The sequence below is a fragment of the Rhodococcus sp. no. 34 genome, assembly GCF_054589475.1.
Genome location: NZ_BAAILK010000024.1, coordinates 63762 through 85327 on the forward strand (window position 1 = coordinate 63762; position 21566 = coordinate 85327).

Below are 21566 nucleotides of genomic sequence, written 5' to 3' on the forward strand. Positions count from 1 at the left end.
CCCGAACCCTTTACTTCAGCCGTACCGCGTCGGTGCCCGGTCCGTCGAGCATCGCGGACCCCAGCAGGATGTCCGGAATGCCGAACCCGTCGATCAGTGTCTCGACGTGGGGGCGCAGGGTGCGGCAACGCTCGTTGATTCCGCGCGTCACGGCCTTCGAACGCTCCACCGACAGATGCCGGTGCTCCATGAACCAGGCCTTGTCCTCTTCGATCACGGACAGTGCGTAGAGATCGCACACCTCGCCGAAGAGTTCCTTCGCGGTCTCGTCCTCACACGAGTCGATGCCGGCGACGAATGCTTCCAGGATGACGCGCTCGATGTGCGCCTGAGCGGCTTTGAGTACGTGGTCCTGCACGAAGTTGAACGCGTCGAACGGGTTCTCCTCGCGCTTCTGCGCTGCCTGCAATCGCCTTGCCGCAGTGGCGAGTAGGTACTCTTCGCGGTCTTCGAACATCTTCATCTGGGTGCCGCGATTGAAGAGGCTGCCGTCCTCTTCGTTGTCCTGGCGAGTGTCGACGATCGTCTGCAGGATCTGCTGCGCTGCCGTGCGTTTCTTGACCACGTCGGAGACCGTCGTAGCGGCGAAGCGCATCCAGTCGACCGGGCTCATGCCGCGGACTTCGTCGGCGTAGGAGGTGAGGAGTTCTTTTGCGACCAACTGCGTCAGAACGTGGTTGTCACCCTCGAACGTGGTGAAGACGTCGGTGTCCGCCTTGAGTGCGGTGAGGCGGTTCTCGGCGAGATAGCCTGCGCCGCCGCAGGCTTCGCGTGCCTCCTGGATGGCCCGAGTGGCATGCCAGGTGTTGGCGGCCTTGAGTCCGGCGGCGCGACCTTCGAGTTCGCGCTGCTCCTGCGGATCCGGGTCGTCGCTGCTCTGGATGTCGTGCATCGCGGCGACGAGTTCGTTCTGTGCGAACTGCAGAGCGTACGAGCGGGCGATCAACGGCAGCAGGCGCTTCTGGTGGACGAGGTAGTCCATGATCAGGACTTCGTCGTCACTCTTCGGAGCACTGAACTGCCTGCGCTGCAGGGCGTATCGACCGGCGATGGCCAATCCGACGCGGGCGGCCGCTGCCGCGGAACCACCGACGGTGACACGTCCACGAACCAGTGTGCCGACCATCGTGAAGAAACGACGGTTCGGGTTCTCGATCGCCGAGCTGTACGTGCCGTCCTCGGCGACGTCGGCGTAACGGTTGAGTAGATTCTCACGCGGGATGCGGACCTGGTCGAAGACGATGCGGCCGTTGTCGACTCCGGGCAGTCCACCCTTGAGCCCGCAGTCGGACGTCGTGACGCCGGGGAGGTCGTTGCCGGCGTCGTCACGAATCGGCACGACAAAGCAGTGGACGCCCTGACTTTCGCCTCCGGTGATCAGCTGTGCGAACACCGCTGCGACGGTGGCGTGCTGGGCAGCGCCGCCGATGTAGTCCTTGCGAGAGGACGGAGTGGGGGAGTTGACGACGAACTCGCCCGTCTCGACGTCGTAGGTCGCCGTGGTTTCGAGTTCCTGGACGTCGCTGCCGTGACCGGTCTCGGTCATCGCAAAGCAACCGAGCAGGTCCAGATCGATCAGCGGCTTGACGTACGCCTGGTGGTGACGCTCGGTGCCGAGGTTTTCGATGGCGCCGCCGAACAGACCCCACTGGACGCCGGCCTTGACCATCAGTGAGAGGTCGGACATCGCGAGCATCTCGATGCTGGTGACGGCGCCACCCGCGTCGCCCGTTCCGCCGTGAGAGACCGCGAAACCGTTTGCGGCGTACCCGAGATCGGCGAGGACCCGCATCTGTTCGAGAGCCTTGGAGCGCGCAATGGCGGTGTTGGGTGTGTAGTGCGGAGCAAAACGTTCGTCGTTCAATTCGCCGCGAACGCGCTCACGCACCTCCCGCCAGCGTCCGTCGAGTGTTGTCCTGAGGTGGTCCGCTGTGGTGGCCATGGAACCGACGATAGCGCGTAGCGCACCGCGGGCAACCCGGTTCGATCCCAACCTCACATTCAGCAGGAGCCCGCGGCACCCGCTTCGATTCCTTGGCGGAAGAGTTCCTTCTCGCTCTCGGACATAGCCTGGTACGAAGGGTCGTTCTCGACGATCTTCAGGAAGTCGGCGCCCGCCGTCTGGGTCGACGTGTCGCCGCTCTGAACACGCTGCTGAACGTAGACGGACACCGCCGAACACCCGCCGAGAAACGCGGGGTCGGTGCTCATCGCCGCGGTGGTTCGAGCCGAGTCGGTGGCGCTCGGCGGCGACGAAACTGTCGCCTTGTCGTCGTTCGAAGCGTCCGAACCACACGATGTGAGAAGAATCGCAGCCGAGACCATCAGCGTCGTCAACAGTCGCTTCATGCCCGGAATCGTCTCACACGGGGCCCGGTTCGACCGGAAAACTCGCCTCGAGCACCGAAGTCCTACACCCTGTCGTTGTCAGATTCGACAGAACTGGGACACTGGAAGCCGTGACTGTGTCTTCCGGTGATCCCGACGTGCATGCAACGAACTCCGCTCGGCTCTTCGAACGTGCCGGCAACGTGATTCCGGGTGGCGTCAACTCGCCCGTCCGCGCGTTCGGTTCGGTCGGCGGAACACCGCGATTCATTCGCGAAGCATCCGGATACACCCTCACCGACGTCGACGGAAACAATTACGTCGACCTGGTGTCGTCCTGGGGTCCGATGATTCTCGGGCACGCTCACCCGGCAGTCGTCGAAGCCGTTCGCGAAGCAGCCCTCGGAGGTCTCTCCTTCGGTGCGCCGACCGAAGGCGAAGTTGCCCTCGCCGAGGAAATCGTCGCCCGCGTCGCGCCCGTGGAAAAGGTTCGCCTGGTCAACTCCGGAACCGAAGCCACGATGAGCGCAGTCCGCCTCGCCCGCGGATTCACCGGACGCACCAAGATCGTCAAGTTCTCCGGTTGCTATCACGGCCACGTCGACGCCCTTCTCGCCGACGCCGGATCCGGCCTCGCGACGTTCGGGCTGCCGACCTCTCCCGGCGTGACCGGCGCTCAAGCAGAAGACACCATCGTCGTGCGCTACAACGATCTCGACGCGGTGGCCGCGGCCTTCGCGGCCAATCCCGGCGCCATCGCGTGCGTCATCACCGAAGCTGCCGCCGGAAACATGGGCGCCGTCGCACCGCTTCCCGGTTTCAACGAGGGACTGCGTCGTCTCACCCGTGAGCACGGCGCACTCCTGATCATGGACGAGGTGATGACCGGATTCCGCGTCAGTGCCTCGGGTTGGTACGGCATCGACAACGTCGCAGGCGACCTCTACACCTTCGGCAAGGTCATGAGCGGCGGCCTGCCCGCCGCAGCATTCGGCGGCCGCGCCGACATCATGGGCCACCTCGCACCGGACGGTCCCGTCTACCAGGCAGGCACCCTCTCGGGTAACCCTGTCGCCGTCGCCGCCGGACTCGCGAGCCTGCGCGCCGCCGACGCCGAGGTGTACGCCAAGCTCGGCCGGAACGCGACCGCCCTCGGCGACCTCATGACCCAAGCACTCACCGCCGAAGGCGTCGAACACCGAGTGCAGTACGCAGGCACCTTGGTGAGCGTGTTCTTCACCGAGAACACGGTGACCAACTACGACGAAGCCAAAGCCGCGCAGACCTGGCGATTCCCCGCCTTCTTCCACGCACTGCTCTCCCGCGGCGTGTACCCGCCGCCGAGCGCGTTCGAAGCGTGGTTCGTCTCCGCAGCACTCGACGATCGAGCCTTCTCGATCATCGCCGACGCCATGCCGCACGCAGCCAAGGCCGCAGCTGCTGCCGTCAAGCCCTGACCAGTTCCCATTCCAGAACACCCGCACGCTTCCGACATCCATCATCTTCAGCGAGGACCCTCGACTGTGACCGACGCCGATCACCCCGACCACACGTCCACCCGCACCATCGTCCACGTCCTGCGCCACGGCGAAGTACACAACCCGCGCGGGATCCTCTACGGACGGCTCCCGGGTTTCCGGTTGTCGGTGGCGGGCGAAGCTCAGGCTCGTGCGGTCGCGTCGGTGCTCGCCGATCACGAGATCACCCACGTGGTCGCGTCGCCGCTGCAGCGGGCACAAGAGACCGCGACTCCGATCGCCGAGGCACACAAGCTCGACATCGTCACGGACGAAAACCTGATCGAGGCAGGCAACGAGTTCGAGGGTCTCAAGGTTGCCGTCGGGGACGGTGCGCTCTCGCGTCCGCGTCACTGGTGGAAACTGCGTGACCCGTTCACCCCGTCCTGGGGCGAGCCCTACCTGCAGATCGCCCATCGCATGCTCGCAGCCGTCAATGCCGCACGCGTCGCGGCAGTCGGACACGAAGCCGTCGTCGTCAGCCATCAGCTTCCGGTCTGGACTCTGCGTCGATTCCTGCAGGGTGAGCGTCTGTGGCACGATCCCCGTCACCGTCAGTGTGGACTGGCGTCGTTGACGTCACTGGTCTACGAAGGCGACACCCTGGTCGACATCGTCTACTCCGAACCTGCCGGCGCCTCCGACCCGAGAGTGACAGGAGCATGATTTCGCGCCGCATCGCCGCAGCATTCGCAGCCGCTGCGTCGGCGATGCTTCTTCTCTCGTCCTGCGCGACCGGCGACGACGCCGTCGCACAGGGCGGAACTTTCGACTTCGTCTCACCGGGCGGACAAACCAAGATCTTCTACGATCCGCCGTCCGACCGAGGCACCATCGGCAAGCTCTCCGGGCCCGATCTGATGAACGAAGGTCAGAAGGTCGGTGTCGAGGACTTCGAGGGCAAGGTCGTCGTTCTCAACGTCTGGGGTCAGTGGTGCGGACCGTGCCGCGCCGAAGCCGACGACCTGGAACAGGTCTACGAGCAGACCAAGGATTCGGGCGTGCAGTTCCTCGGCATCAACGTCCGCGACGACACCAAGAACAAAGCGCAGGACTTCGTGGTCGACAACAAGGTCTCGTACCCGTCGATCTACGACCCGTCGATGCGTTCGCTGATCGCCCTCGGTGACGGCTACCCCACGTCGGTCATTCCGACGACGATCGTCCTGGACCGCCAGCATCGCGTCGCCGCGGTGTTCCTCCAAGAACTTCTCGCCGAGGATTTGCTGCCCGTCGTCCAGCGAGTAGCTCAGGAAGACGCGCAGTAAAGATGACAACCACGACCACTACGCTGCTGGCCGGCAGCGACACATTGAGTGCCGGTGTGGGCGAAGCGTTTCAGAACGCGGCGTCGTCCGGTCCGCTTCTGCTCGCCCTCGGCGCCTGTGTGCTCGCCGGTCTGGTGTCGTTCGCTTCACCGTGCGTCGTGCCGCTCGTTCCCGGCTACCTGTCCTACCTGGCCGGCGTCGTCGGTGCCGACGCTCCCGCGATCACCGCCGAAGAGGCGAAGACGCGGACGATCACCCGGAGCAGTCGACTGAGGGTGGCCGGTGCGGCCGGACTGTTCGTCGCGGGCTTCACCGTTGTGTTCGTCCTCGCGACCGCGTCGGTATTCGGCGTGATCTCCACGCTGCTCGTCAACCGCGAGGTCCTGATGCGAGTGGGCGGTGTCGTCACCATCGCAATGGGTCTCGTCTTCATCGGGCTGATTCCGGCGCTGCAGAAGGACGTTCGTTTCGAACCGCGTCGCGTGTCGTCACTGGTGGGTGCGCCGCTGCTCGGGGGAGTGTTCGCTCTGGGCTGGACGCCGTGCCTCGGTCCGACATTGGCAGGCGTGATGTCCGTAGCGGCGGGAACCGACGGGATGACCGCCGCGCGTGGTGTCACGTTGATCGTCGCGTACTGCATCGGACTCGGCCTGCCGTTCATCATCTTGGCGCTGGGATCGGCGCGCGCGCTGACCGGCGTCGGCTGGTTGCGTCGTAATGCACGCACCATTCAAATTTTCGGCGGAATCATGTTGGTGGCAGTGGGAATCGCCCTCGTCACCGGCGCGTGGGACCAGTTCGTCGGCTGGGTTCGCGACGCATTTATCTCGGAGGTGACGCTGCCGATATGACAGCTGACGACAATAACGACCACCCGAAACCCGTGCTGCCGAAGCAGTCGGTGATCGGTCGAGTCGTTGCACTCGGGCGCAACACCTGGCGCGGGCTCACCTCGATGCGGACCGCGCTGGTACTGCTGTTCCTCCTCGCGCTCGCTGCGATCCCCGGCGCCCTGCTGCCACAGCGAACCCTCAACGAGGGCAAGGTCACCGACTACATCGCCGCGCGTCCGACGCTCGGTCCGTGGATGGACCGCCTCGAATTGTTCGACGTGTTCAGCAGTTTCTGGTTCACCGCGATCTATGCATTGCTCTTCATCTCGCTGGTCGGCTGCATCCTGCCGCGTTGCGTGGAGCACGCGAAGGCGCTGCGCACCCGTCCGGTGAATGCGCCGCGCAATCTTGCTCGCCTGCCGCACCACACCAAGAGCGTCGTGGACGGCGAGACTCCCGACGAACTTGCTGCCCGGGTGTCGAAAGAACTGCGCGGGTGGCGCGTCGAAACGCGTCGCGGCGATTCGAAATCACGACGCGAAGGCGAGATCACCATCTCGGCGGAGAAGGGATACCTCCGCGAGTTCGGCAACCTCGTGTTCCACCTCTCGCTGGTCGGATTGTTGATCGCGATCGCCGCGGGCAAGTTGTTCGGCTACGAGGGCAATCGCATCGTCATCGCCAACGACGGCCCCGGGTTCTGCACGACCTCGCCGGCAGTGTTCGACTCCTTCGTCGCCGGTCTGAGCCTCGACGGCACCGGCATGACCCCGCTGTGTGTACGTGTGAAGAATTTCCAGGCCGACTACCTCGAGACCGGTCAGGCCGAGATGTTCACCTCGGACATCTCGTACCAGGCAGGCGACGACCTCGAGTCCGATACCTGGCGGGACACGACCATCCAGGTGAACCACCCGCTGCGGATCGCCGGCGATCGTGTGTACCTGCAGGGACACGGATACGCGCCGACGTTCACCGTCACGTTCCCGAACGGTGAGACCCGCACCGAGACGCTCCAGTGGCGTCCGGACGACGCCACGACGTTCCTGAGCAGTGGCGCGATGCGCTTCGACCCGCCGGGCGGCATGTATCCCGATGCGGACGAGCGTCGGAAGAATCAGATTGCCATCGAAGGATTGTTCGCGCCCACCGCGCTGTTCCACGGCAACCTGCTGTCGTCGAGTTACCCGGCGATGAACGATCCGGCAGTCGCCATCGACATCTACAAGGGCGACACCGGACTCGATACCGGTAACCCGCAATCGCTGTTCGAACTCAACACCGAACTGATCAATCAGGGCCGACTGGTCAAGCAGGATCGAGTCAATCTGTTTCCGGGGGAGAGCGCGACGCTTGCCGACGGAACCCAGGTGCGATTCGATGGTGCCGTCGACTTCGTGAACCTGCAGGTCTCCCACGATCCCGCTCAGGTGTGGGTGTTGGTTTCGGCGTTGACCATGATGGCGGGCCTACTCGTCTCGCTCGTGATCAAGCGTCGCCGCGTCTGGGCACGTATCTATCCAGATGACGAACGACGTACTGTAGTAGAACTTGGTGGGCTTGCCCGCACCGACCACGCAGGCTGGGGCGACGAGTTCGACCGCCTCGCCGACCGCTTGCTGAAAAGCAATCCGACCACCGCGGTGAACCAACCGCACGCGCAGGAGAACGCCCGATGACAACGAACGAGACACTCGCGCAGTACAGCGACTGGGCCTTCAAGTCCGCCTTCACCGTGCTCGTGCTGGCGTTTGTGCTGCTCATCGTGCAGTACGCGTCGGCCAGAGCAAAGGCGGTTCAGGACAAGGAACTGGTCTCCGCCGGCGGTGTCGACGCATCCGTGCCTGGCAGGGTCGCGGAGACTCCGAGCAAGTCGCTCTCGGAACGATTCGGCGGAATGGGCCGAGCTGTCCTGGTCGTCGGAACGGTGCTGATCATCGCGTCGATCGTGCTCCGCGGATTTGCGACGGAACGATTCCCGCTCGGCAACATGTACGAATTCGTGGCGATGGCGTGTGCGGCGTCGTTGCTGGTCGGGCACGTCCTGTTGATCAAGCCGGCGTACCGTCCGATGTGGGTCTTCTTGCTGGTGCCGGTTCTGATCTTGATGTTCCTCGCCGGCACGGTCCTCTACGCCGACGCGGCTCCCGTGGTGCCGGCGCTACGCTCGTACTGGCTTCCGATTCACGTGACGATCGTCAGCGTCGGCTCCGGAATCTTCATGATCGGCGGTATCGCGAGCCTTCTGTTCCTGCTGCGACTGAAGTTCCCGCCCGGTGAGGAAGGCACGAGCATCGGTGGCCGGATCGCAGAGCGACTGCCGGATGCCCAGACTCTCGACCGCTTGGCGTACAAGAGCACGATCATCGCGTTTCCGCTGTTCGGCGCCGGCGTCATCCTCGGTGCCATCTGGGCGGAAGCTGCGTGGGGACGCTTCTGGGGTTGGGATCCGAAGGAGACGATGTCCTTCATCGCCTGGGTGATCTACGCGGCCTACCTGCATGCGAGGGCAACCTCCGGGTGGCGGGAGACGAAGGCCGCCTGGATCAACATCGCCGGTTTTGTTGCGATGCTGTTCAATCTCTTCATCATCAACATGGTCGTCTCCGGCTTGCACTCCTACGCGGGACTCACCTGATCTTCTCGAGGTACCGTGGGTGGCTGCCGACCGGTCTGTAGGTATTACCGGTAGGTACGTCAGGGGCGGGCAACAGTTACGATGCAGCTTGGCGAATTACTAGCTGTCTGGTAGCTGTGGGATCGACGAGGGGGAGCGGCGAGATGGCCGACAAGATTGAAGACGCCGGAGCAGGATTGTGGGAGCCGGTGCGCCCTGCCGAGCCGACGCGGCGCGAGCCGCGCGCATCCGCGCCCGAGCCGTCATCGGACTCGGTTCCCAGCGACGTTCGTAGTCTCTTCGTGGCCCCGGTCGACTCCGGGCCGCTCCAGCAAGTCGCCGGCCAGGCGCCCAGTGCACCCGCCGCTCCGTCGCCGACGACGACCCCAGCGGCTCCGGTACCAGGTCCCAAGACTCCGGTCATCCAGTATCCGGCAGCGCAGCCAGGCCCGATCAACGGCCAGTTCTCGACCTCGCCTGCGATGCCGATGCAGACCTACGAACCTACGAATCGTGGAGGGTCGCTTCCGGATTCACGAACTGGCGTTCCGCAGCCTGTTCAGAATTCGCAGCCTGTTCGGAACTCGCAGCCTGTTCAGAACCTGCATCCTGTTCAGAATTCGCAGCCCGGCCCGACGGCGCATTCATCCGCGAGACCGCTCCAGCAACCGCAGGCACCTTTTTCGCCCGGCGTCCATCCGCCCAATCCCGCGATTCGGCAGTTCGGTCATCCCGGCGCTGCGCCGGTGCCGAACGGCCACACCCTCCAGAATGGTCAGGCCGTGCCGATGGCCCCGCCGACAGTGCCACCTACTCGCGCTCCGATGCCGCAGACCGGACTCACCTCGGCTCCGGACAGTCGCTTCGAGTCCGCTCTCCCGATGACTGCGCAAGATCTCTCGGCTGCGCTCCTCGTCAAGCGGCCTGTCCGACCTGCGCCGGTGGGCGGCTGGCGCAAGGCGCTGTACACGTTGTCCGGCCGATCGGTGAACCTCGGAAACGGTGCAAAGGAGCAGCACCTCGTCGAGTTGACGCGCCAGATCAACCAGCCGCTGCAGGGCTGCTACAAGGTTGCGGTGCTCAGTCTCAAAGGCGGCGTCGGAAAGACCACGACCACAGCGACACTGGGGTCGATGTTCGGCTCGATCCGCGGCGATCGCGTCGTCGCTGTCGATGCAAACCCCGACCGGGGAACGCTGAGCCAGAAGATCCCGCTCGAAACTCCGGCAACAGTGCGAAACCTGCTGCGCGACGAGAACAGCATCGAGAAGTACAGCGACGTCCGTGGCTACACATCGCAAAATCGACACCGGCTCGAAGTGCTTGCCTCCGACAGCGATCCAGCAGTTTCAGAGGCCTTCAGCGGTGGGGACTACACGCGCACGGTCGACATGCTCGAGAAGTTCTACAGCATAGTTCTGACCGATTGCGGCACCGGATTGATGCACTCGGCGATGCAGGCCATTCTCGAAGGTGCAGATTCGTTGATCGTCGTCAGTTCCGGTTCCGTCGACGGTGCACGTAGCGCCTCCGCAACACTTGACTGGCTCGACGCTCACGGTTACAGCAGGCTGGTCGCCACGTCCGTAGCTGTCATCAACGCGGTACGGCCTCGCTCGGGCAAGGTTGATCTGCCGCGGGTCGTCGAGCACTTCGAGCAGCGCTGTCGAGCGGTGAAACTGATTCCGTTCGATCCGCATTTGGAAGAGGGCGCCGAAATCGATCTGGACCGGCTGCGTCCAGGTACTTGGGAAGCGGTGCTGGAGTTGGCTGCGGTGGTTGCGCAGGACTTTCCGGCCTCCCCGTTCGCGTTGACGGGGCGGTAATCGGATAGCCGGGCGAGCCCGGACGCTACGTCGACGCGTCAGTCGGCGGTACGTCCGGACCTTCCGTGCGCTTGCGTCGTGTTTGCTGGTTCACATTCCACAGGAATTCGGGATCGTCATCCGGCCCGCGTACACCGCTCACCGGGGTGCGCGTCGACGGATCGGGCCCGAATGCCTTCCACATCAGAACGATCAATGTCACCAAACCCACCAACGCCAACAGATACAACACGGCGCACCTCCTCAGGGAACTGAAGTCGAGCCTACTCAGTCTCCGCCCCGCTTCACCAGAAGTGGTGCGGACAAGCGTTTCGGCTCAGTGCGCTAGTGCTGTATCTGTCGGGTACTGCAAGATCTGTCGGGTACTGCAAAGTGCTTCGAAGTGAGCCGAGTTTGCTCAGTTGTTGTCTGCTTCGGTGGTCAGCGAGCGCAGAAGCTGCATGACCTCGGTCTCACGGAATCGACGATGTCCTCCTGGCGTGCGAAGCGAGCCCAGTCGTCCTGCGTGTGCCCAGCGGGTCACGGTCTTGGGATCGACATGAAACAATGCCGCTACCTGTCCGGGCGTCATGAGTGCGTCTGCGGCGGTATTGAAGGTTGGTGCGCTCATTGTGAGGTCCTCCATGTTGATGTCGAACGTTTGACGAACAGTGATTCCGAACCGAGCAGTGATTCCGAACTTTGGTTCCGAACCGGTGTGTCGACCAGTTGCCAAAAACCTGCGTCGAGTTTGTTTCGAAGTCCTTCGCTCACATTCGACCGTTTTCTGAGTGGTAGCGCAATGTTTGCACAGATATAGCCGGGTAGTCGATCTTTCAAGAAAATGTAATGTTTAAGTAAAGGACAAAATGGATATAGCGGGCTCGGTCCCACCCGTATTCGGAATGGGTAACCTGAGAGGGTGAGTCAGTTGTCTGAAAACCCCGAAAATGTTCCTTCTGAGCCGGTCAAGGCCAGTAAACCTTCCGCAAACTCTGGGCAAGCAAAGTCGGCTTCCGGGCCGGTGACCAAGGGTCAACTAGCCCGCGACGTGGTGCTGTACTCGGTCGCTCGGCTGCTGCTTGTCGTCGTGATCGGTGCCGTCATCATCGGTGGCGGAAAGCTCGCCGGCACGGACGTTCCCTTGATCGTCGCGGCGCTGTTCGCAGTTCTGATCGCGCTGCCGCTGTCGTTGCTGCTCTTCGCGAAACTGCGCAAGCGTGTTAATGCGGGCATTGCGGCGGTCGACGCCCAGCGTCGGTCCGATCGTGACGATCTTCGCTCCAAGCTGCGCGGAGACGGGCGGTGACCACGGGGTCGCTCGACGTCGACCGTCGGACCTCACGCCAGTGGGTCGACAACGCGGTGCGGTTGATCGAAGCCGACGCGCAACGCAGCGCGGACACTCACCTGCTGCGCTATCCGCTGCCGAGTAACTGGACCGTCCAGCTTTATCTGAAGGACGAGTCGACCCACATCACGGGGAGTCTCAAGCATCGACTCGCACGGTCGCTTTTCCTCTACGCGATCTGCAACGGCTGGGTTACCGAAGAGACCACTGTCATCGAAGCGTCGTCCGGATCGACGGCTGTCAGCGAGGCGTATTTCGCGAAGTTGCTGGGCCTGGATTTTGTCGCGGTGATGCCCGCGAGCACGAGTCCCGCCAAGATCGCGTTGATCGAGGCGCAGGGGGGACGTTGTCATTTCGTGAGCGATCCGTCGTCGATCTACTCGGAATCGCATCGGCTCGCGAGTGAGTTGAACGGTCACTACATGGACCAGTTCACCCACGCCGAGCGCGCGACGGATTGGCGCGGAAACAACAACATCGCCGAATCGATCTTCACTCAGCTCGAACACGAGGAACATCCGATTCCCGACTGGGTGGTCGTCGGAGCCGGGACGGGCGGAACCGGTGCCACGATCGGCCGCTTTCTTCGTTACCGGAAATTCGACACGGGGCTGTGCGTGGTGGACCCGGAGCACTCCGTGTTTTTCGACGCGTGGCGAGCGAGCGATCCGTCGATCGTCGGTACTCGAGGTTCCCGGATCGAGGGCATCGGCCGTCCGCGCGTCGAACCGTCGTTTGTCGGTCAGGTGGTCGACCGAATGATCAAGGTGCCGGACGCAGGCTCGATCGCGGCCGCACGGCACGCCAGCGCGGCCCTGGGGCGCAAAGTGGGCGGCTCGACGGGGACGAACCTGTGGGGAGCTTTTGCGTTGATTGCCGAAATGATGGCGGCCGGGCGCAGCGGCAGCGTCGTCACCCTCCTGTGCGACGGCGGAGAGCGTTACTCGGGCACCTATTACAACGACGAATGGGTGGCTTCGGAAGGGATCGACCTGCTCGGCCCGACGACAGTGCTGGACGAGTTCGTCCGTTCGGGTGCGTGGACGGCCAGTTCCTGAATCGCCGGCGCCGGACCGTGTGACGGGCGGCTCATCGTCACCCGCGGCCAGGCGTCCAGCCCGGACGACTGCTCGTCCGTTCTGATGCGTATCAGGCCGGGAGAGAGCGTGTTCTCGGCCAGACGCACGAACCCGAGTCGCTCGTAGTACGGCGCGTTCCACGGAACGTCGACGAACGTCGTCAGAGTCACGAGATCGTGGTGATGGTCCGCCGCCCATTCGGTGACGGCGTCGATCAGCTGAGCTCCGAGGCCTTTGCGGGCATGATCGGGGTGAACGGAGACCTGTTCGATATGCGCACCGCCGTCCACGATCTCGACGAGCGCGTACGCAACGGGTACGTCGTTTGCGTCGGTCTGAACCCAGATGTGCTCGGCTGCGAGAAAATCGTTCAACTCGTCGAGCGTCGGCGGTGGATCGTCTGCGATGGCGTCCATCCCGATGTCTCGGAACGGTTCGCCCGCGGCGATCTCGATCTGTTGCAGTGCGGGTAGGTCGGTGGATATGGCCGAGCGGATCACAGAAACCGTTTTACCTCGAGAGTGGAGTTTCTCCCAGCGCTACGCCTTCTGTAACGCAAACCTACGCAACCGTAGGTTGTGTATCGTTTGGTCAAGGGGCACTTCTCCAGCGAGGGCGGACCATGGGCAATCCTGAAGTTTCACTCGACAATTACGAGGCTGTGTACGAGTACTACCGCAGTCATCAGCAGAACCGATTCGTGGCGAAGCTCGCTTATGCCGCATTGGCGCTGAAGTACCGCCCGCGAGTGAGGTACGCGCCGGGTGCGGAAGCTGCGCTGAAGACTCTGCTGGAACGTAAGACGCAGTTGGTCGTGGCGGTCAATCATCTGACCGAGAGCGACCAGTTCACGCTCGCCGCGACCGCGTGGCGTACTCCGTTGCGTCGAGTGATCGGACGGACCCGGGTCCTCGCCAAAGACGAACTCTTCGTTGATCCTTCACAGCGCAAGAAGGTCGACATGATGGGCAGCATCCCGGTTTTTCGCAGCAAGAACTACGGCCTCCGGGCTGTTTCGGATGCCGGCCGAGTGATGATGGACGTCGCGGCCGAGCGTCTGGGCAACGGGGATTGTCTGGCGATTTTCCCGGAAGGGACGTGCAACACCGAAGATCCGACGCGGTTGCAGCACGTCAACAGTGGAATCGGCCACATCATCGCGCGCGCCGAGAAATTGGGATGCTCACCGGCTCTGGTGTCGATCGGCATCAACTACGGTCCGGTGGCCGGCGACGTCAAGGCTGCGAGTGTCTTTGTCGGAATGCCGGTGACCGAACTTCCGGACAAGCCGATGGATATCGCCCGAACTGTGCAGGCGGATTTGCAGGTGGCAGTGAACGGGGCCGTCGCCGGATACTAGGCGCGCCTGTCAATTTTGGTTGACAGATTCCGGTTGTCAACCTAAATTGACATCATGACCGAAGCAACCTCTCTCGCTGCTGCCGCCGGTAGCCCGGATCCCACCGAGGGATTGCGTGCTGTTCGAGCGCTGCGTCGTCTTCTCGAAAAACTCGAGGCCATTCAGGTCGCCAATGCGCGCCGTCACGGATGGTCCTGGCAGGCGATCGCGGAAGCTCTCGAGGTCAGCCGTCAAGCCGTCCACAAGAAATACGCGTCCGCGCAGTCGGAATCGATGCTGCGTTCACTGCGCGAGAAGGGCAGGTAATTGCCATGTTCGAAAGGTTCTCCGCACAGGCTCGAGGCGTCGTTGTCGATGCTGTCGCCGGCTCCGGTCCTGTCACGCCGATGGAACTTCTGACCGCGCTGCTCACCTCTGATCGGGGCATCGCCACCGAGGTGCTCACCGAGTCTGGTGTCACGCTCGACGTGATCCGCCACGCCGGCGCCGGATCGAACGAAGGTAGCTCCAACAATTTCGACGACGACGCCGAGATACTCAAGTCGATCGGCATCGATCTCGATGCGGTTCGGGAGAGTCTCGAGCAGTCCTTCGGCGAAGGTGTGCTGGACGAGACTCCTGTGCCGGACGGCGTCGACACTTCTCGCAAGAGCCGATTCAGGTTCCCTCGTTCACGATTCGAGAAGGACTCCAAGAAGGTGTTGGAACTCTCGCTCCGTGAAGCGCTCGCGCACAAGGACAATCGAATCGGTGCCGAACACATCCTGCTCGGCATCCTGCGTGTCGCCGACGGGCCTACCCGTCAGGCCCTCGAAACGCAGGTCACGATGACGGTGATCCGTGAGCGGTTGGAAGCGAAGATGAATCGCGCCGCCTAGATTCGGCACGGCTCCGCATGCACGGGGCGGGATGTGCCAGCATTCAGACATGACATTTCTGGCACGTCTCATCATCAACGGCATAGCCATCTGGCTGGCGTCGGCGTGGGTCACCGGCATCACGATCGCCAACCACGACAACGGCACCTGGGGCACGGTTCTCGTGATCGCGGTGATCGCTTTGATCTTCACGGTGGTCAACGCGTTCATCAAGCCAGTAGTGCAGCTTCTCTCGCTACCGCTGCTCATCCTGACTCTCGGATTGTTCACGCTCGTGATCAACGCCCTCATGCTGATGCTGACGGCGTGGATCTCGTCCGGAACGTCCTACGGCTTGACGGTCGACGGCTTCTGGACGGCAGTCTGGGGCGCGCTGATCATCTCGATCGTGAACTTCCTGCTCAGCGCGTTCGTCCCGGACAACCGTTGAGTCCGTCGACTTTCAGGCGAGACTGAGCGCAACTGCGGTCGCGGCACCCCAGACGAGCATGGCGAGTCCGGTGTCGCGCAACGCGGGGATCAGGGCCATACCCTGCCCGCCCGAACGCAGTGGGGCGTTGGCTCGGATTGCCAGTGGCAACGCCAGCAATCCGAGCAATGCCCACGGAGTACGCAGGATCAGCAGCAGGGTCGCGACGAACGGGACGGCCAGCAGGATCACGTGCAGCGTGCGGGTCTTGGCGTCGCCGAGCCGGACTGCGAGAGTGATCTTTCCGGACTCGGTGTCGGTCGGGATGTCTCGAAGATTGTTGGCAACGAGCACCGCGCTCGAGAACGAACCGATGGCAATCGCGCCGGCCAGCCCGGCCAGATCCACCCGCTCGGCCTGTACGAACTGAGTTCCCAGCACTGCAATCAGTCCGAAGAAGATGAACACGGCGATCTCGCCGAACCCGCTGTATCCGTAAGGCTTCTTGCCGCCGGTGTAGAACCAGGCACCGATGATGCAGAACACGCCGACCGCAACCAGCCACCAGGCTGTGGTCGCCGCCAGAACGAACCCGGCTACCGCGGCAACGGTGAAGCAGCTGATCGCCGCGGCCTTCACAGCTCCGGGACTGACCAACTTCGATCCGACCAAGCGCAGTGGCCCGACGCGGTCGTCGTCCGTTCCGCGGATTCCGTCGGAGTAGTCGTTCGCGAAATTCACCCCGACGATCAAGGCCAAGGAGACGATCAGTGCCAGGAGCGCCTTCCACCACACTGCGAGGTCCAGGGACGCCGCGGCTCCGGTGCCGACCAGCACGGGCGCAATCGCGTTCGGGAGTGTGCGCGGCCTCGCGCCTTCGATCCATTGAGCAGCTGTTGCCATACAACGATCTTTGCACTGTGCAATACGATCGAACGCGGTGGATCAGCACATGACTCGAGACGTGAGTGAGCGCGCCAGGTACGCGCAGTCGGGCGAAGACCTGGCAGACATTGCCTTGCTCGGACCCGTTTCGACCAAAGTGGGCGATCGTCTGGTTCCGTTGCCGGGTCCGCGAGCTCGAACTCTGCTGGTTGCGCTGGCTCGCAATCCGGGTGAGCCACGTACCGCGCAGAGCCTGATCGACGACGTCTGGGGGCTGGAGCCGCCGCGCTCACCGATGAACGCCCTCCACACTCAGGTCTCGCGCCTGCGATCTGCACTCCCGGACGGGGCCCTCGAAGTCACGGCGGCCGGATACCGGCTCACTCTCGCTCGGGAGCGTGTCGACCTGGCCAGGGCAGCGGACGCCGCCCGTGGTCTGCGCACCGTCGGCGCCGACGCGTCCGAAGCGCTCGCAGTCACGACCGCGTCATTGCGCCTGTGGCGCGGTACCCCCGGGAGTGACGTCGTCGGCGACGTTGCAGATCGTCTGGCGCTCGACGCAGGCCGGGTGTACGACGAACTGGAGACGGCGCAGATCGACGCGTTGCTCACATTGGGGGAGTACGCGGCAGCCATTCCCCTGGTGCGCGGACGCCATCTGGCGAGCCCATTCGACGACACAGCGGCCGAGGCGTTGATGCGTGCGCTCGCCGGAGCAGGCCGAGTCAACGAGGCACTCGAAGTGTTCGCGGAGTTCCGCAACCACCTCGCCAATCGCCTGGGCGCTGATCCGTCACCCGCACTGGTGACTCTCAACGCGGAACTTCTCGGGGCACCTGCGGCTACACCGCGGGCCGCCCGTGCGATCGGTCTGCGCGCTGCCCCCAACACCTTGCTCGGTCGCGACAACGACATCGACCAGATCGAATCCTTGCTCGCCCGCTCGCGCGTCGTCACCATTCTCGGACCTGGTGGCGCCGGAAAGACCCGTCTCGCACACGAATTGGGCCTGCGCGGATCCGTGAACCAGCCGGGCGTCTCGGTGGTTCTCGTGGAGTTGGCGTCGTTGCGCAGCAGCGAAGATGTCATCGCGGCCATCGGAGGCACCCTCGGAATCAGCGAATCCGATCTGGCGCCAGGCAAATTGACCGTCGGCCGAACGCATTCGGCGAGAGAGCGACTCAAAGAGGCGCTGTCCGCCGGTCCGATGTTGCTCATCCTCGACAATTGTGAGCACGTGATCGGCGCGTGTTCGGAGATCGTGGCCGAGATGATCGCGGCCGGTCGTCAGCTGACGGTTCTGACCACCAGTCGTTCTCCGCTCATGATCAGTGCCGAGGCAGTGTACCCGTTGCCGCCGTTGGCGATCGAAGACGGAACCGGCTCGGCAGTCGAACTCTTCTCGGCGAGAGCCCGTGCGGTGCGGCCGTCTGTTCATCTGGACGTCGACGCGGTAGTCAAGCTGTGTACGACGCTCGACGGACTCCCGCTGGCGATCGAGCTCGCTGCCGCGCGGGTCCGCACCATGAGCGTCGACGAAATCGGTTCGAGACTGCGAGACAGGTTCGCGTTGTTGCGCTCCGATGATCCGACGTCTCCGGATCGGCATCGCACCCTGCACGCGGTGATCGACTGGAGCTGGAATCTGTTGGGCAGCGGGGATCAGATTGCTTTGCGTCGATTGTGCCGATTCCCGGCCGGCTTCACCCTTTCTTCGGCGCAGGCCGTTGCCGGGTGGGGCGAGTTGACCGATGTGGCAAGTGCCGTCGAAGCGCTGGTGAATCAGTCACTTCTTTCCGTCAGCGACGGGCAGGGAGATCTTCGGTACTACATGCTCGAGACTGTCCGTGAATACGGCGAGGAGCAACTCGCCGCGTCCGGGGAGGGACCGGAAGTGATTCGGCGCCTCGACGACTGGGCGATTGCGATCGCCGAGGATGCCGTCGTGCGTGCACGGACGGATCAGCTCCGTCTGATTGCCGACCTCGATGCCGAGCACGACAACCTTCTGGCTGTACTTCGCTGGGCCGTGGAACGCGGCGACGCGGTGACCGTAGCCAACGTCTTTCCCGTCCTCGCGATTCTGTGGGCCGTACGAGGATCGAACTCGGAAATCTCGAACTGGGCGTCGAAGATCGTCGGGGCGACCGCGGACAACGATCTGCGCGACGTGAATGCAGAACTGGTGGGCGCTACGTTCATCCTGGTGGCGATGCATCTCTTCTTCGGAGAGGCCGATCGAAACCATGCCCGTGCGCGGATCCGACTTCGAAAGCTGTTGCGTGAGCGCGATGATCTCGGTCCGTTGTTCGCATTTCTGATCAAGCTGACCACGAGTGGGATCGCCAACCACAAACTTGCGCGGTTGGTGGCCGAAGGCGTTCGCAGTTCCGATCCCGAGACCCGCATGGCGGCGTTGTCCGCGCGTTCGAACATGCGGGAGAACATCGGAGATCTGCGCGGTGCGTTGCTGGACGGGGAGACTCTGTTCGACTACGCCACCAGCATCGGTGACGAGTGGGGTCTGGCGATGGCGGCCCAACATGTCGGGTCGGTTCACAGCCAATCCGCCCGCTATGGCGAGGCCATCGAGTTCTACGCGATCGCGGCGGCGTCGATGGAACGCCTCGGTGCGCGTGACGAGGCGATGCAGCTCATCTGCTTTCAAGCCGGAGCAATGATCGCGGCCGGTGACACCGCTGGTGGTCGGGTGCTTCTCGATCGTGCACGTCCGGCATTGGCGCACTCGGGTGGGACCGGGGCCATCGAAACCGATCAACGGCGTGCAGCGCTCATAGCGAGTATCGCCGAGGCGGATCTCGCGGACGGCCGTATCGACGAGGGCTTGGCTCGGTATCGAGAAGCGCTGGAGCTGTTGGGTTCTGCGATCGAGAACATCTTCGGTGATCCCTTCGTCGTTTTGCTCGGTGCCGCGGCTGTGTGCGCTCACGCAGTTCACGGCCGGCACGAACTGGTGGCGGGCCGCGTTCTGCAGATGAAGGAGTCGAGTGCTCTCAAGCTCGATCCCAACGGTTACGCGGACCTGCCGCTCGCGGGTTCGTTGGCGTCGGCGATCGGGTCGTTCGATCTTGTCACGGGCAACATCGAACGCGGAGTCGAACTGATGGCTTTGTCGTTGAAAATGCCGGGGAGACAAGACTTCGTCTCGCTCCATCATGCGCGCCTCTCCGACTTCGCGGTTGGTCTGGTCGGAGCCGACAGGTGGACTGTGGAAACCGAGAAGGTATCGGGTTACTCACGCAGAGCGGTCCGCGAAGCAGTGTTGGCTGCGCTTCGCGGACCGGTGCTGGACTAGGTCTGGACGATGGTGCGGGACTTATGTCTTGCGCATGTACATCCGCACGGTCAAAGGTGCCATGACGGCAACGATCACCGCGGCGCCCACCAGCGACCACACGACGTGGATACCGAAGTGGCCGTCGTTGGCCAGCTCGCGAACCGCGGTCACCAGGTGTGAGACCGGATTCACGTTCACGAACTTCTGAAGCCAACTCGGCATGGTGGCAGGATCGACGAACGCATTCGACAGGAACGTCAGCGGGAACAGCACGAGCATCGAAACACCCTGCACCGTGGACGCTTTGTTCATCAGCACGCCCATCAGAGCGAAGATCCAGCTGATGGAGAACGCGCACACCATGACCAGGATCGCGGCAGACAGAATGCCGACCACGCCGCCTGCGGGGCGGTAACCCATCGCGAAACCGACGATGAACGTGATGGTCGTGGCGATGCCGTAGCGCACGACGTCGGCGAGCAATGCACCGGACAGCGGGGCGATACGAGCGATGGGAAGGGACTTGAAGCGGTCGAACACGCCCTTGTCCATGTCCTCACGAAGCTGAGTGCCCGTGACGATGGAACCGGTGATGACGGTCTGGACGAGGATGCCGGGGATGATCGTCGGCAGATATGCCGTCACGTCACCGGCGATCGCGCCGCCGAAGATGTAGGTGAACATCAACGTGAAGATGATCGGCTGGATGACGACGTCGAACAGTTGCTCGGGGTTGTGCTTGATCTTGAGAATTCCGCGGTACGCCATCGTGAACGTGTTCGCGAAGCTCTGCTGCAGGCTGATGCGGCGGGGTGCGGCATCCGGCTGGGCTATCGGCGACCGGGGTTTGGTGAGGGTGGTTGTCATGCGACGCTCCGATCGGAGTCGTTGTCGGACTGGGCGTCGTTGCGTCCACCGTCTTCGGGCTGGTGCCCGGTGATGGTCAGGAACACTTCGTCCAGGCTGGGTTTCTGTACGTTGATCTCGTCGACGGCGATACCTTGCTCACGCAGACGGATCAACAGGTCCGCCGTGATCGACGGGTCGCTCAGTGGTGCGGTGATCCGCCCGACCTCGGGAGTGACACCCACCTCGACGCTCAGCGCAGCGGCGATGAGCGAGCGAGCCTCCTCGGTACGATCACGATCGACCAGCTTGAGTTGGAGCGAGGAGATCCCGACCGAAGCCTTGAGTTCGTCGGCGGTGCCGTTGGCGATCACGCGGCCGCGGTCGATCACCGCGATGCGATCGGCCAGTTGATCGGCTTCGTCGAGGTACTGCGTGGTGAGCAACACCGTCGAACCCTCGGCGACGAGTCGCCGGATGGTCACCCACATCTGGGCGCGGGTGCGCGGATCGAGGCCGGTGGTGGGCTCGTCGAGAAACAGCAGCGGCGGGCGCGCGATCAGGCTTGCCGCCAGATCCAGGCGTCGACGCATGCCACCGGAGAAGTTCTTCAGCGGTTTGGTCGCGGCCTCGACCAGATCGAACTCCTCGAGGAGTTCCAGGGACTTGGTGCGCGCATCGCGGCGGCTCAGGCCGAGCAGCCGCGAGAAGATCACGAGGTTCTCGGTCGCCGTCAGGTCCTCGTCCACGGAGGCGTACTGACCGGTGACGCCGATCAGGGATCGGACCGCGGTGGGTTCACGGCTGACGTCGTGGCCGAAGATGCGCGCCTCACCGCCGTCGGGGCGAAGGAGAGTGGCGAGCATGCGGACGGTGGTGGTCTTGCCGGCGCCGTTCGGCCCGAGGACGCCGAACACCGAGCCGGTGGGGACGGTGAGGCTGACGCCGTCGACCGCGCGATGCTCGCCGAACTTCTTGACGAGTCCGTCGGCCTCGATGGCAAGAGGCGAAGCTGTGTGGTTCATGGGATGAAGCTTGGCAGACCGATCTTGCATGGACCTTGCGTGGAACTTGCGGTTACTTGCACAGCGC

22 protein-coding genes are annotated in these 21566 nt (G+C 63.5%); 14 read left to right on the top strand and 8 right to left on the bottom strand.

The window, feature by feature from the left end:
• Window positions 1–10 precede the first annotated feature (10 nt).
• Window positions 11–1942 (bottom strand): acyl-CoA dehydrogenase family protein, encoded by a 1932-nt coding sequence (locus ACYP01_RS08190; protein ID WP_024487810.1) that lies wholly within the window; start codon window positions 1940–1942, stop codon window positions 11–13.
• A 59-nt stretch (window positions 1943–2001) separates the two neighbouring features.
• A complete protein-coding gene (locus ACYP01_RS08195; protein ID WP_459679369.1) occupies window positions 2002–2349 on the bottom strand; it encodes a hypothetical protein in 348 nt (115 codons plus the stop codon).
• Between the two features lie 110 nt (window positions 2350–2459).
• On the opposite strand from ACYP01_RS08195, the gene hemL reads away from it, so the two are divergent.
• From hemL to ACYP01_RS08230, 7 genes are all read left to right on the top strand, one after another.
• Window positions 2460–3785 carry a glutamate-1-semialdehyde 2,1-aminomutase gene (gene hemL / locus ACYP01_RS08200; protein WP_037129903.1) on the top strand — a complete coding sequence of 442 codons (1326 nt, stop codon included), beginning with the start codon at window positions 2460–2462 and terminating at the stop codon, window positions 3783–3785.
• Between the two features lie 66 nt (window positions 3786–3851).
• Window positions 3852–4511: a histidine phosphatase family protein gene (locus ACYP01_RS08205; protein WP_459679371.1), complete on the top strand. Its 660-nt coding sequence runs from the start codon at window positions 3852–3854 to the stop codon at window positions 4509–4511.
• On the top strand, window positions 4508–5113 hold the full coding sequence (locus tag ACYP01_RS08210) for a TlpA disulfide reductase family protein (RefSeq protein ID WP_007735280.1): 606 nt from the start codon (window positions 4508–4510) through the stop codon (window positions 5111–5113). Before ACYP01_RS08205 ends, ACYP01_RS08210 begins: the two co-directional genes overlap by 4 nt.
• A gap of 2 nt (window positions 5114–5115) precedes the next feature.
• Window positions 5116–5964, top strand: coding sequence for a cytochrome c biogenesis CcdA family protein (locus ACYP01_RS08215; RefSeq protein WP_007735278.1), 849 nt, complete (start codon window positions 5116–5118; stop codon window positions 5962–5964).
• Window positions 5961–7625 carry a cytochrome c biogenesis protein ResB gene (resB, locus tag ACYP01_RS08220; protein WP_003942064.1) on the top strand — a complete coding sequence of 555 codons (1665 nt, stop codon included), beginning with the start codon at window positions 5961–5963 and terminating at the stop codon, window positions 7623–7625. The genes ACYP01_RS08215 and resB overlap by 4 nt, the downstream gene beginning before the upstream one ends.
• The gene (ccsB, locus tag ACYP01_RS08225; RefSeq protein WP_047268895.1) at window positions 7622–8584 is read left to right on the top strand and encodes a c-type cytochrome biogenesis protein CcsB; all 963 of its coding nucleotides are present in this window, start codon (window positions 7622–7624) and stop codon (window positions 8582–8584) included. The genes resB and ccsB overlap by 4 nt, the downstream gene beginning before the upstream one ends.
• A gap of 143 nt (window positions 8585–8727) precedes the next feature.
• Window positions 8728–10389, top strand: a complete 1662-nt coding sequence (locus ACYP01_RS08230) for a MinD/ParA family ATP-binding protein (protein ID WP_459679376.1) — start codon at window positions 8728–8730, stop codon at window positions 10387–10389.
• Between the two features lie 25 nt (window positions 10390–10414).
• Here the strand turns inward: ACYP01_RS08230 and ACYP01_RS08235 are convergent, their stop codons facing one another.
• Window positions 10415–10621 (bottom strand): hypothetical protein, encoded by a 207-nt coding sequence (locus ACYP01_RS08235; protein ID WP_003941996.1) that lies wholly within the window; start codon window positions 10619–10621, stop codon window positions 10415–10417.
• A gap of 165 nt (window positions 10622–10786) precedes the next feature.
• Window positions 10787–10999 carry a BldC family transcriptional regulator gene (locus ACYP01_RS08240; protein ID WP_003942029.1) on the bottom strand — a complete coding sequence of 71 codons (213 nt, stop codon included), beginning with the start codon at window positions 10997–10999 and terminating at the stop codon, window positions 10787–10789.
• 291 nt (window positions 11000–11290) lie between these two features.
• On the opposite strand from ACYP01_RS08240, the gene ACYP01_RS08245 reads away from it, so the two are divergent.
• Both ACYP01_RS08245 and cds1 read left to right on the top strand, forming a co-directional pair.
• Complete coding sequence (locus ACYP01_RS08245) at window positions 11291–11677, top strand: DUF4229 domain-containing protein (RefSeq protein WP_030535490.1); 387 nt, start codon at window positions 11291–11293, stop codon at window positions 11675–11677.
• Entirely contained in the window at window positions 11674–12777 is a 1104-nt protein-coding gene (cds1, locus tag ACYP01_RS08250) for an L-cysteine desulfhydrase Cds1 (protein ID WP_003941980.1), read from the top strand. The genes ACYP01_RS08245 and cds1 overlap by 4 nt, the downstream gene beginning before the upstream one ends.
• Here cds1 and ACYP01_RS08255 read toward each other — a convergent pair.
• Entirely contained in the window at window positions 12675–13298 is a 624-nt protein-coding gene (locus tag ACYP01_RS08255; RefSeq protein ID WP_054187825.1) for a GNAT family N-acetyltransferase, read from the bottom strand. The genes cds1 and ACYP01_RS08255 overlap by 103 nt on opposite strands.
• Before the next feature lie 122 nt (window positions 13299–13420).
• Between ACYP01_RS08255 and ACYP01_RS08260 the strand changes: the two genes are divergently transcribed.
• Genes ACYP01_RS08260 through ACYP01_RS08275 form a run of 4 tightly spaced genes read left to right on the top strand, consistent with a single transcriptional unit; the run spans window position 13421 to window position 15466 of the window.
• On the top strand, window positions 13421–14158 hold the full coding sequence (locus tag ACYP01_RS08260) for a lysophospholipid acyltransferase family protein (RefSeq protein WP_054828445.1): 738 nt from the start codon (window positions 13421–13423) through the stop codon (window positions 14156–14158).
• Window positions 14159–14212: 54 nt separating this feature from the next.
• Window positions 14213–14464 (top strand): helix-turn-helix domain-containing protein, encoded by a 252-nt coding sequence (locus ACYP01_RS08265; RefSeq protein WP_003941869.1) that lies wholly within the window; start codon window positions 14213–14215, stop codon window positions 14462–14464.
• 5 nt (window positions 14465–14469) lie between these two features.
• Window positions 14470–15036, top strand: a complete 567-nt coding sequence (locus ACYP01_RS08270) for a Clp protease N-terminal domain-containing protein (protein WP_459679382.1) — start codon at window positions 14470–14472, stop codon at window positions 15034–15036.
• Between the two features lie 49 nt (window positions 15037–15085).
• Window positions 15086–15466: a phage holin family protein gene (locus tag ACYP01_RS08275; protein WP_003941998.1), complete on the top strand. Its 381-nt coding sequence runs from the start codon at window positions 15086–15088 to the stop codon at window positions 15464–15466.
• 12 nt (window positions 15467–15478) lie between these two features.
• Here the strand turns inward: ACYP01_RS08275 and ACYP01_RS08280 are convergent, their stop codons facing one another.
• The gene (locus tag ACYP01_RS08280; protein ID WP_019744341.1) at window positions 15479–16348 is read right to left on the bottom strand and encodes a 1,4-dihydroxy-2-naphthoate polyprenyltransferase; all 870 of its coding nucleotides are present in this window, start codon (window positions 16346–16348) and stop codon (window positions 15479–15481) included.
• Window positions 16349–16397: 49 nt separating this feature from the next.
• On the opposite strand from ACYP01_RS08280, the gene ACYP01_RS08285 reads away from it, so the two are divergent.
• Complete coding sequence (locus tag ACYP01_RS08285) at window positions 16398–19646, top strand: BTAD domain-containing putative transcriptional regulator (RefSeq protein WP_387390729.1); 3249 nt, start codon at window positions 16398–16400, stop codon at window positions 19644–19646.
• A gap of 21 nt (window positions 19647–19667) precedes the next feature.
• On the opposite strand, the gene ACYP01_RS08290 is transcribed toward ACYP01_RS08285, so the two are convergent.
• Both ACYP01_RS08290 and ACYP01_RS08295 read right to left on the bottom strand, forming a co-directional pair.
• Window positions 19668–20495 (bottom strand): ABC transporter permease, encoded by an 828-nt coding sequence (locus tag ACYP01_RS08290; protein WP_003941848.1) that lies wholly within the window; start codon window positions 20493–20495, stop codon window positions 19668–19670.
• The gene (locus tag ACYP01_RS08295) at window positions 20492–21499 is read right to left on the bottom strand and encodes a daunorubicin resistance protein DrrA family ABC transporter ATP-binding protein (protein WP_003941960.1); all 1008 of its coding nucleotides are present in this window, start codon (window positions 21497–21499) and stop codon (window positions 20492–20494) included. The genes ACYP01_RS08290 and ACYP01_RS08295 overlap by 4 nt, the downstream gene beginning before the upstream one ends.
• Window positions 21500–21566 lie beyond the last annotated feature (67 nt).

Coding starts and splice junctions, on each gene's coding strand:
- ccsB (WP_047268895.1), top strand. CDS start 7,622: ATGACAACGAACGAGACACTCGCGCAGTACAGCGACTGGGCCTTCAAG.
- ACYP01_RS08290 (WP_003941848.1), bottom strand. CDS start 20,495: ATGACAACCACCCTCACCAAACCCCGGTCGCCGATAGCCCAGCCGGAT.
- ACYP01_RS08275 (WP_003941998.1), top strand. CDS start 15,086: ATGACATTTCTGGCACGTCTCATCATCAACGGCATAGCCATCTGGCTG.
- ACYP01_RS08240 (WP_003942029.1), bottom strand. CDS start 10,999: ATGAGCGCACCAACCTTCAATACCGCCGCAGACGCACTCATGACGCCC.
- ACYP01_RS08285 (WP_387390729.1), top strand. CDS start 16,398: ATGACTCGAGACGTGAGTGAGCGCGCCAGGTACGCGCAGTCGGGCGAA.
- ACYP01_RS08295 (WP_003941960.1), bottom strand. CDS start 21,499: ATGAACCACACAGCTTCGCCTCTTGCCATCGAGGCCGACGGACTCGTC.
- ACYP01_RS08265 (WP_003941869.1), top strand. CDS start 14,213: ATGACCGAAGCAACCTCTCTCGCTGCTGCCGCCGGTAGCCCGGATCCC.
- resB (WP_003942064.1), top strand. CDS start 5,961: ATGACAGCTGACGACAATAACGACCACCCGAAACCCGTGCTGCCGAAG.
- ACYP01_RS08260 (WP_054828445.1), top strand. CDS start 13,421: ATGGGCAATCCTGAAGTTTCACTCGACAATTACGAGGCTGTGTACGAG.
- ACYP01_RS08210 (WP_007735280.1), top strand. CDS start 4,508: ATGATTTCGCGCCGCATCGCCGCAGCATTCGCAGCCGCTGCGTCGGCG.
- ACYP01_RS08280 (WP_019744341.1), bottom strand. CDS start 16,348: ATGGCAACAGCTGCTCAATGGATCGAAGGCGCGAGGCCGCGCACACTC.
- ACYP01_RS08190 (WP_024487810.1), bottom strand. CDS start 1,942: ATGGCCACCACAGCGGACCACCTCAGGACAACACTCGACGGACGCTGG.
- ACYP01_RS08215 (WP_007735278.1), top strand. CDS start 5,116: ATGACAACCACGACCACTACGCTGCTGGCCGGCAGCGACACATTGAGT.
- ACYP01_RS08270 (WP_459679382.1), top strand. CDS start 14,470: ATGTTCGAAAGGTTCTCCGCACAGGCTCGAGGCGTCGTTGTCGATGCT.
- ACYP01_RS08230 (WP_459679376.1), top strand. CDS start 8,728: ATGGCCGACAAGATTGAAGACGCCGGAGCAGGATTGTGGGAGCCGGTG.
- ACYP01_RS08195 (WP_459679369.1), bottom strand. CDS start 2,349: ATGAAGCGACTGTTGACGACGCTGATGGTCTCGGCTGCGATTCTTCTC.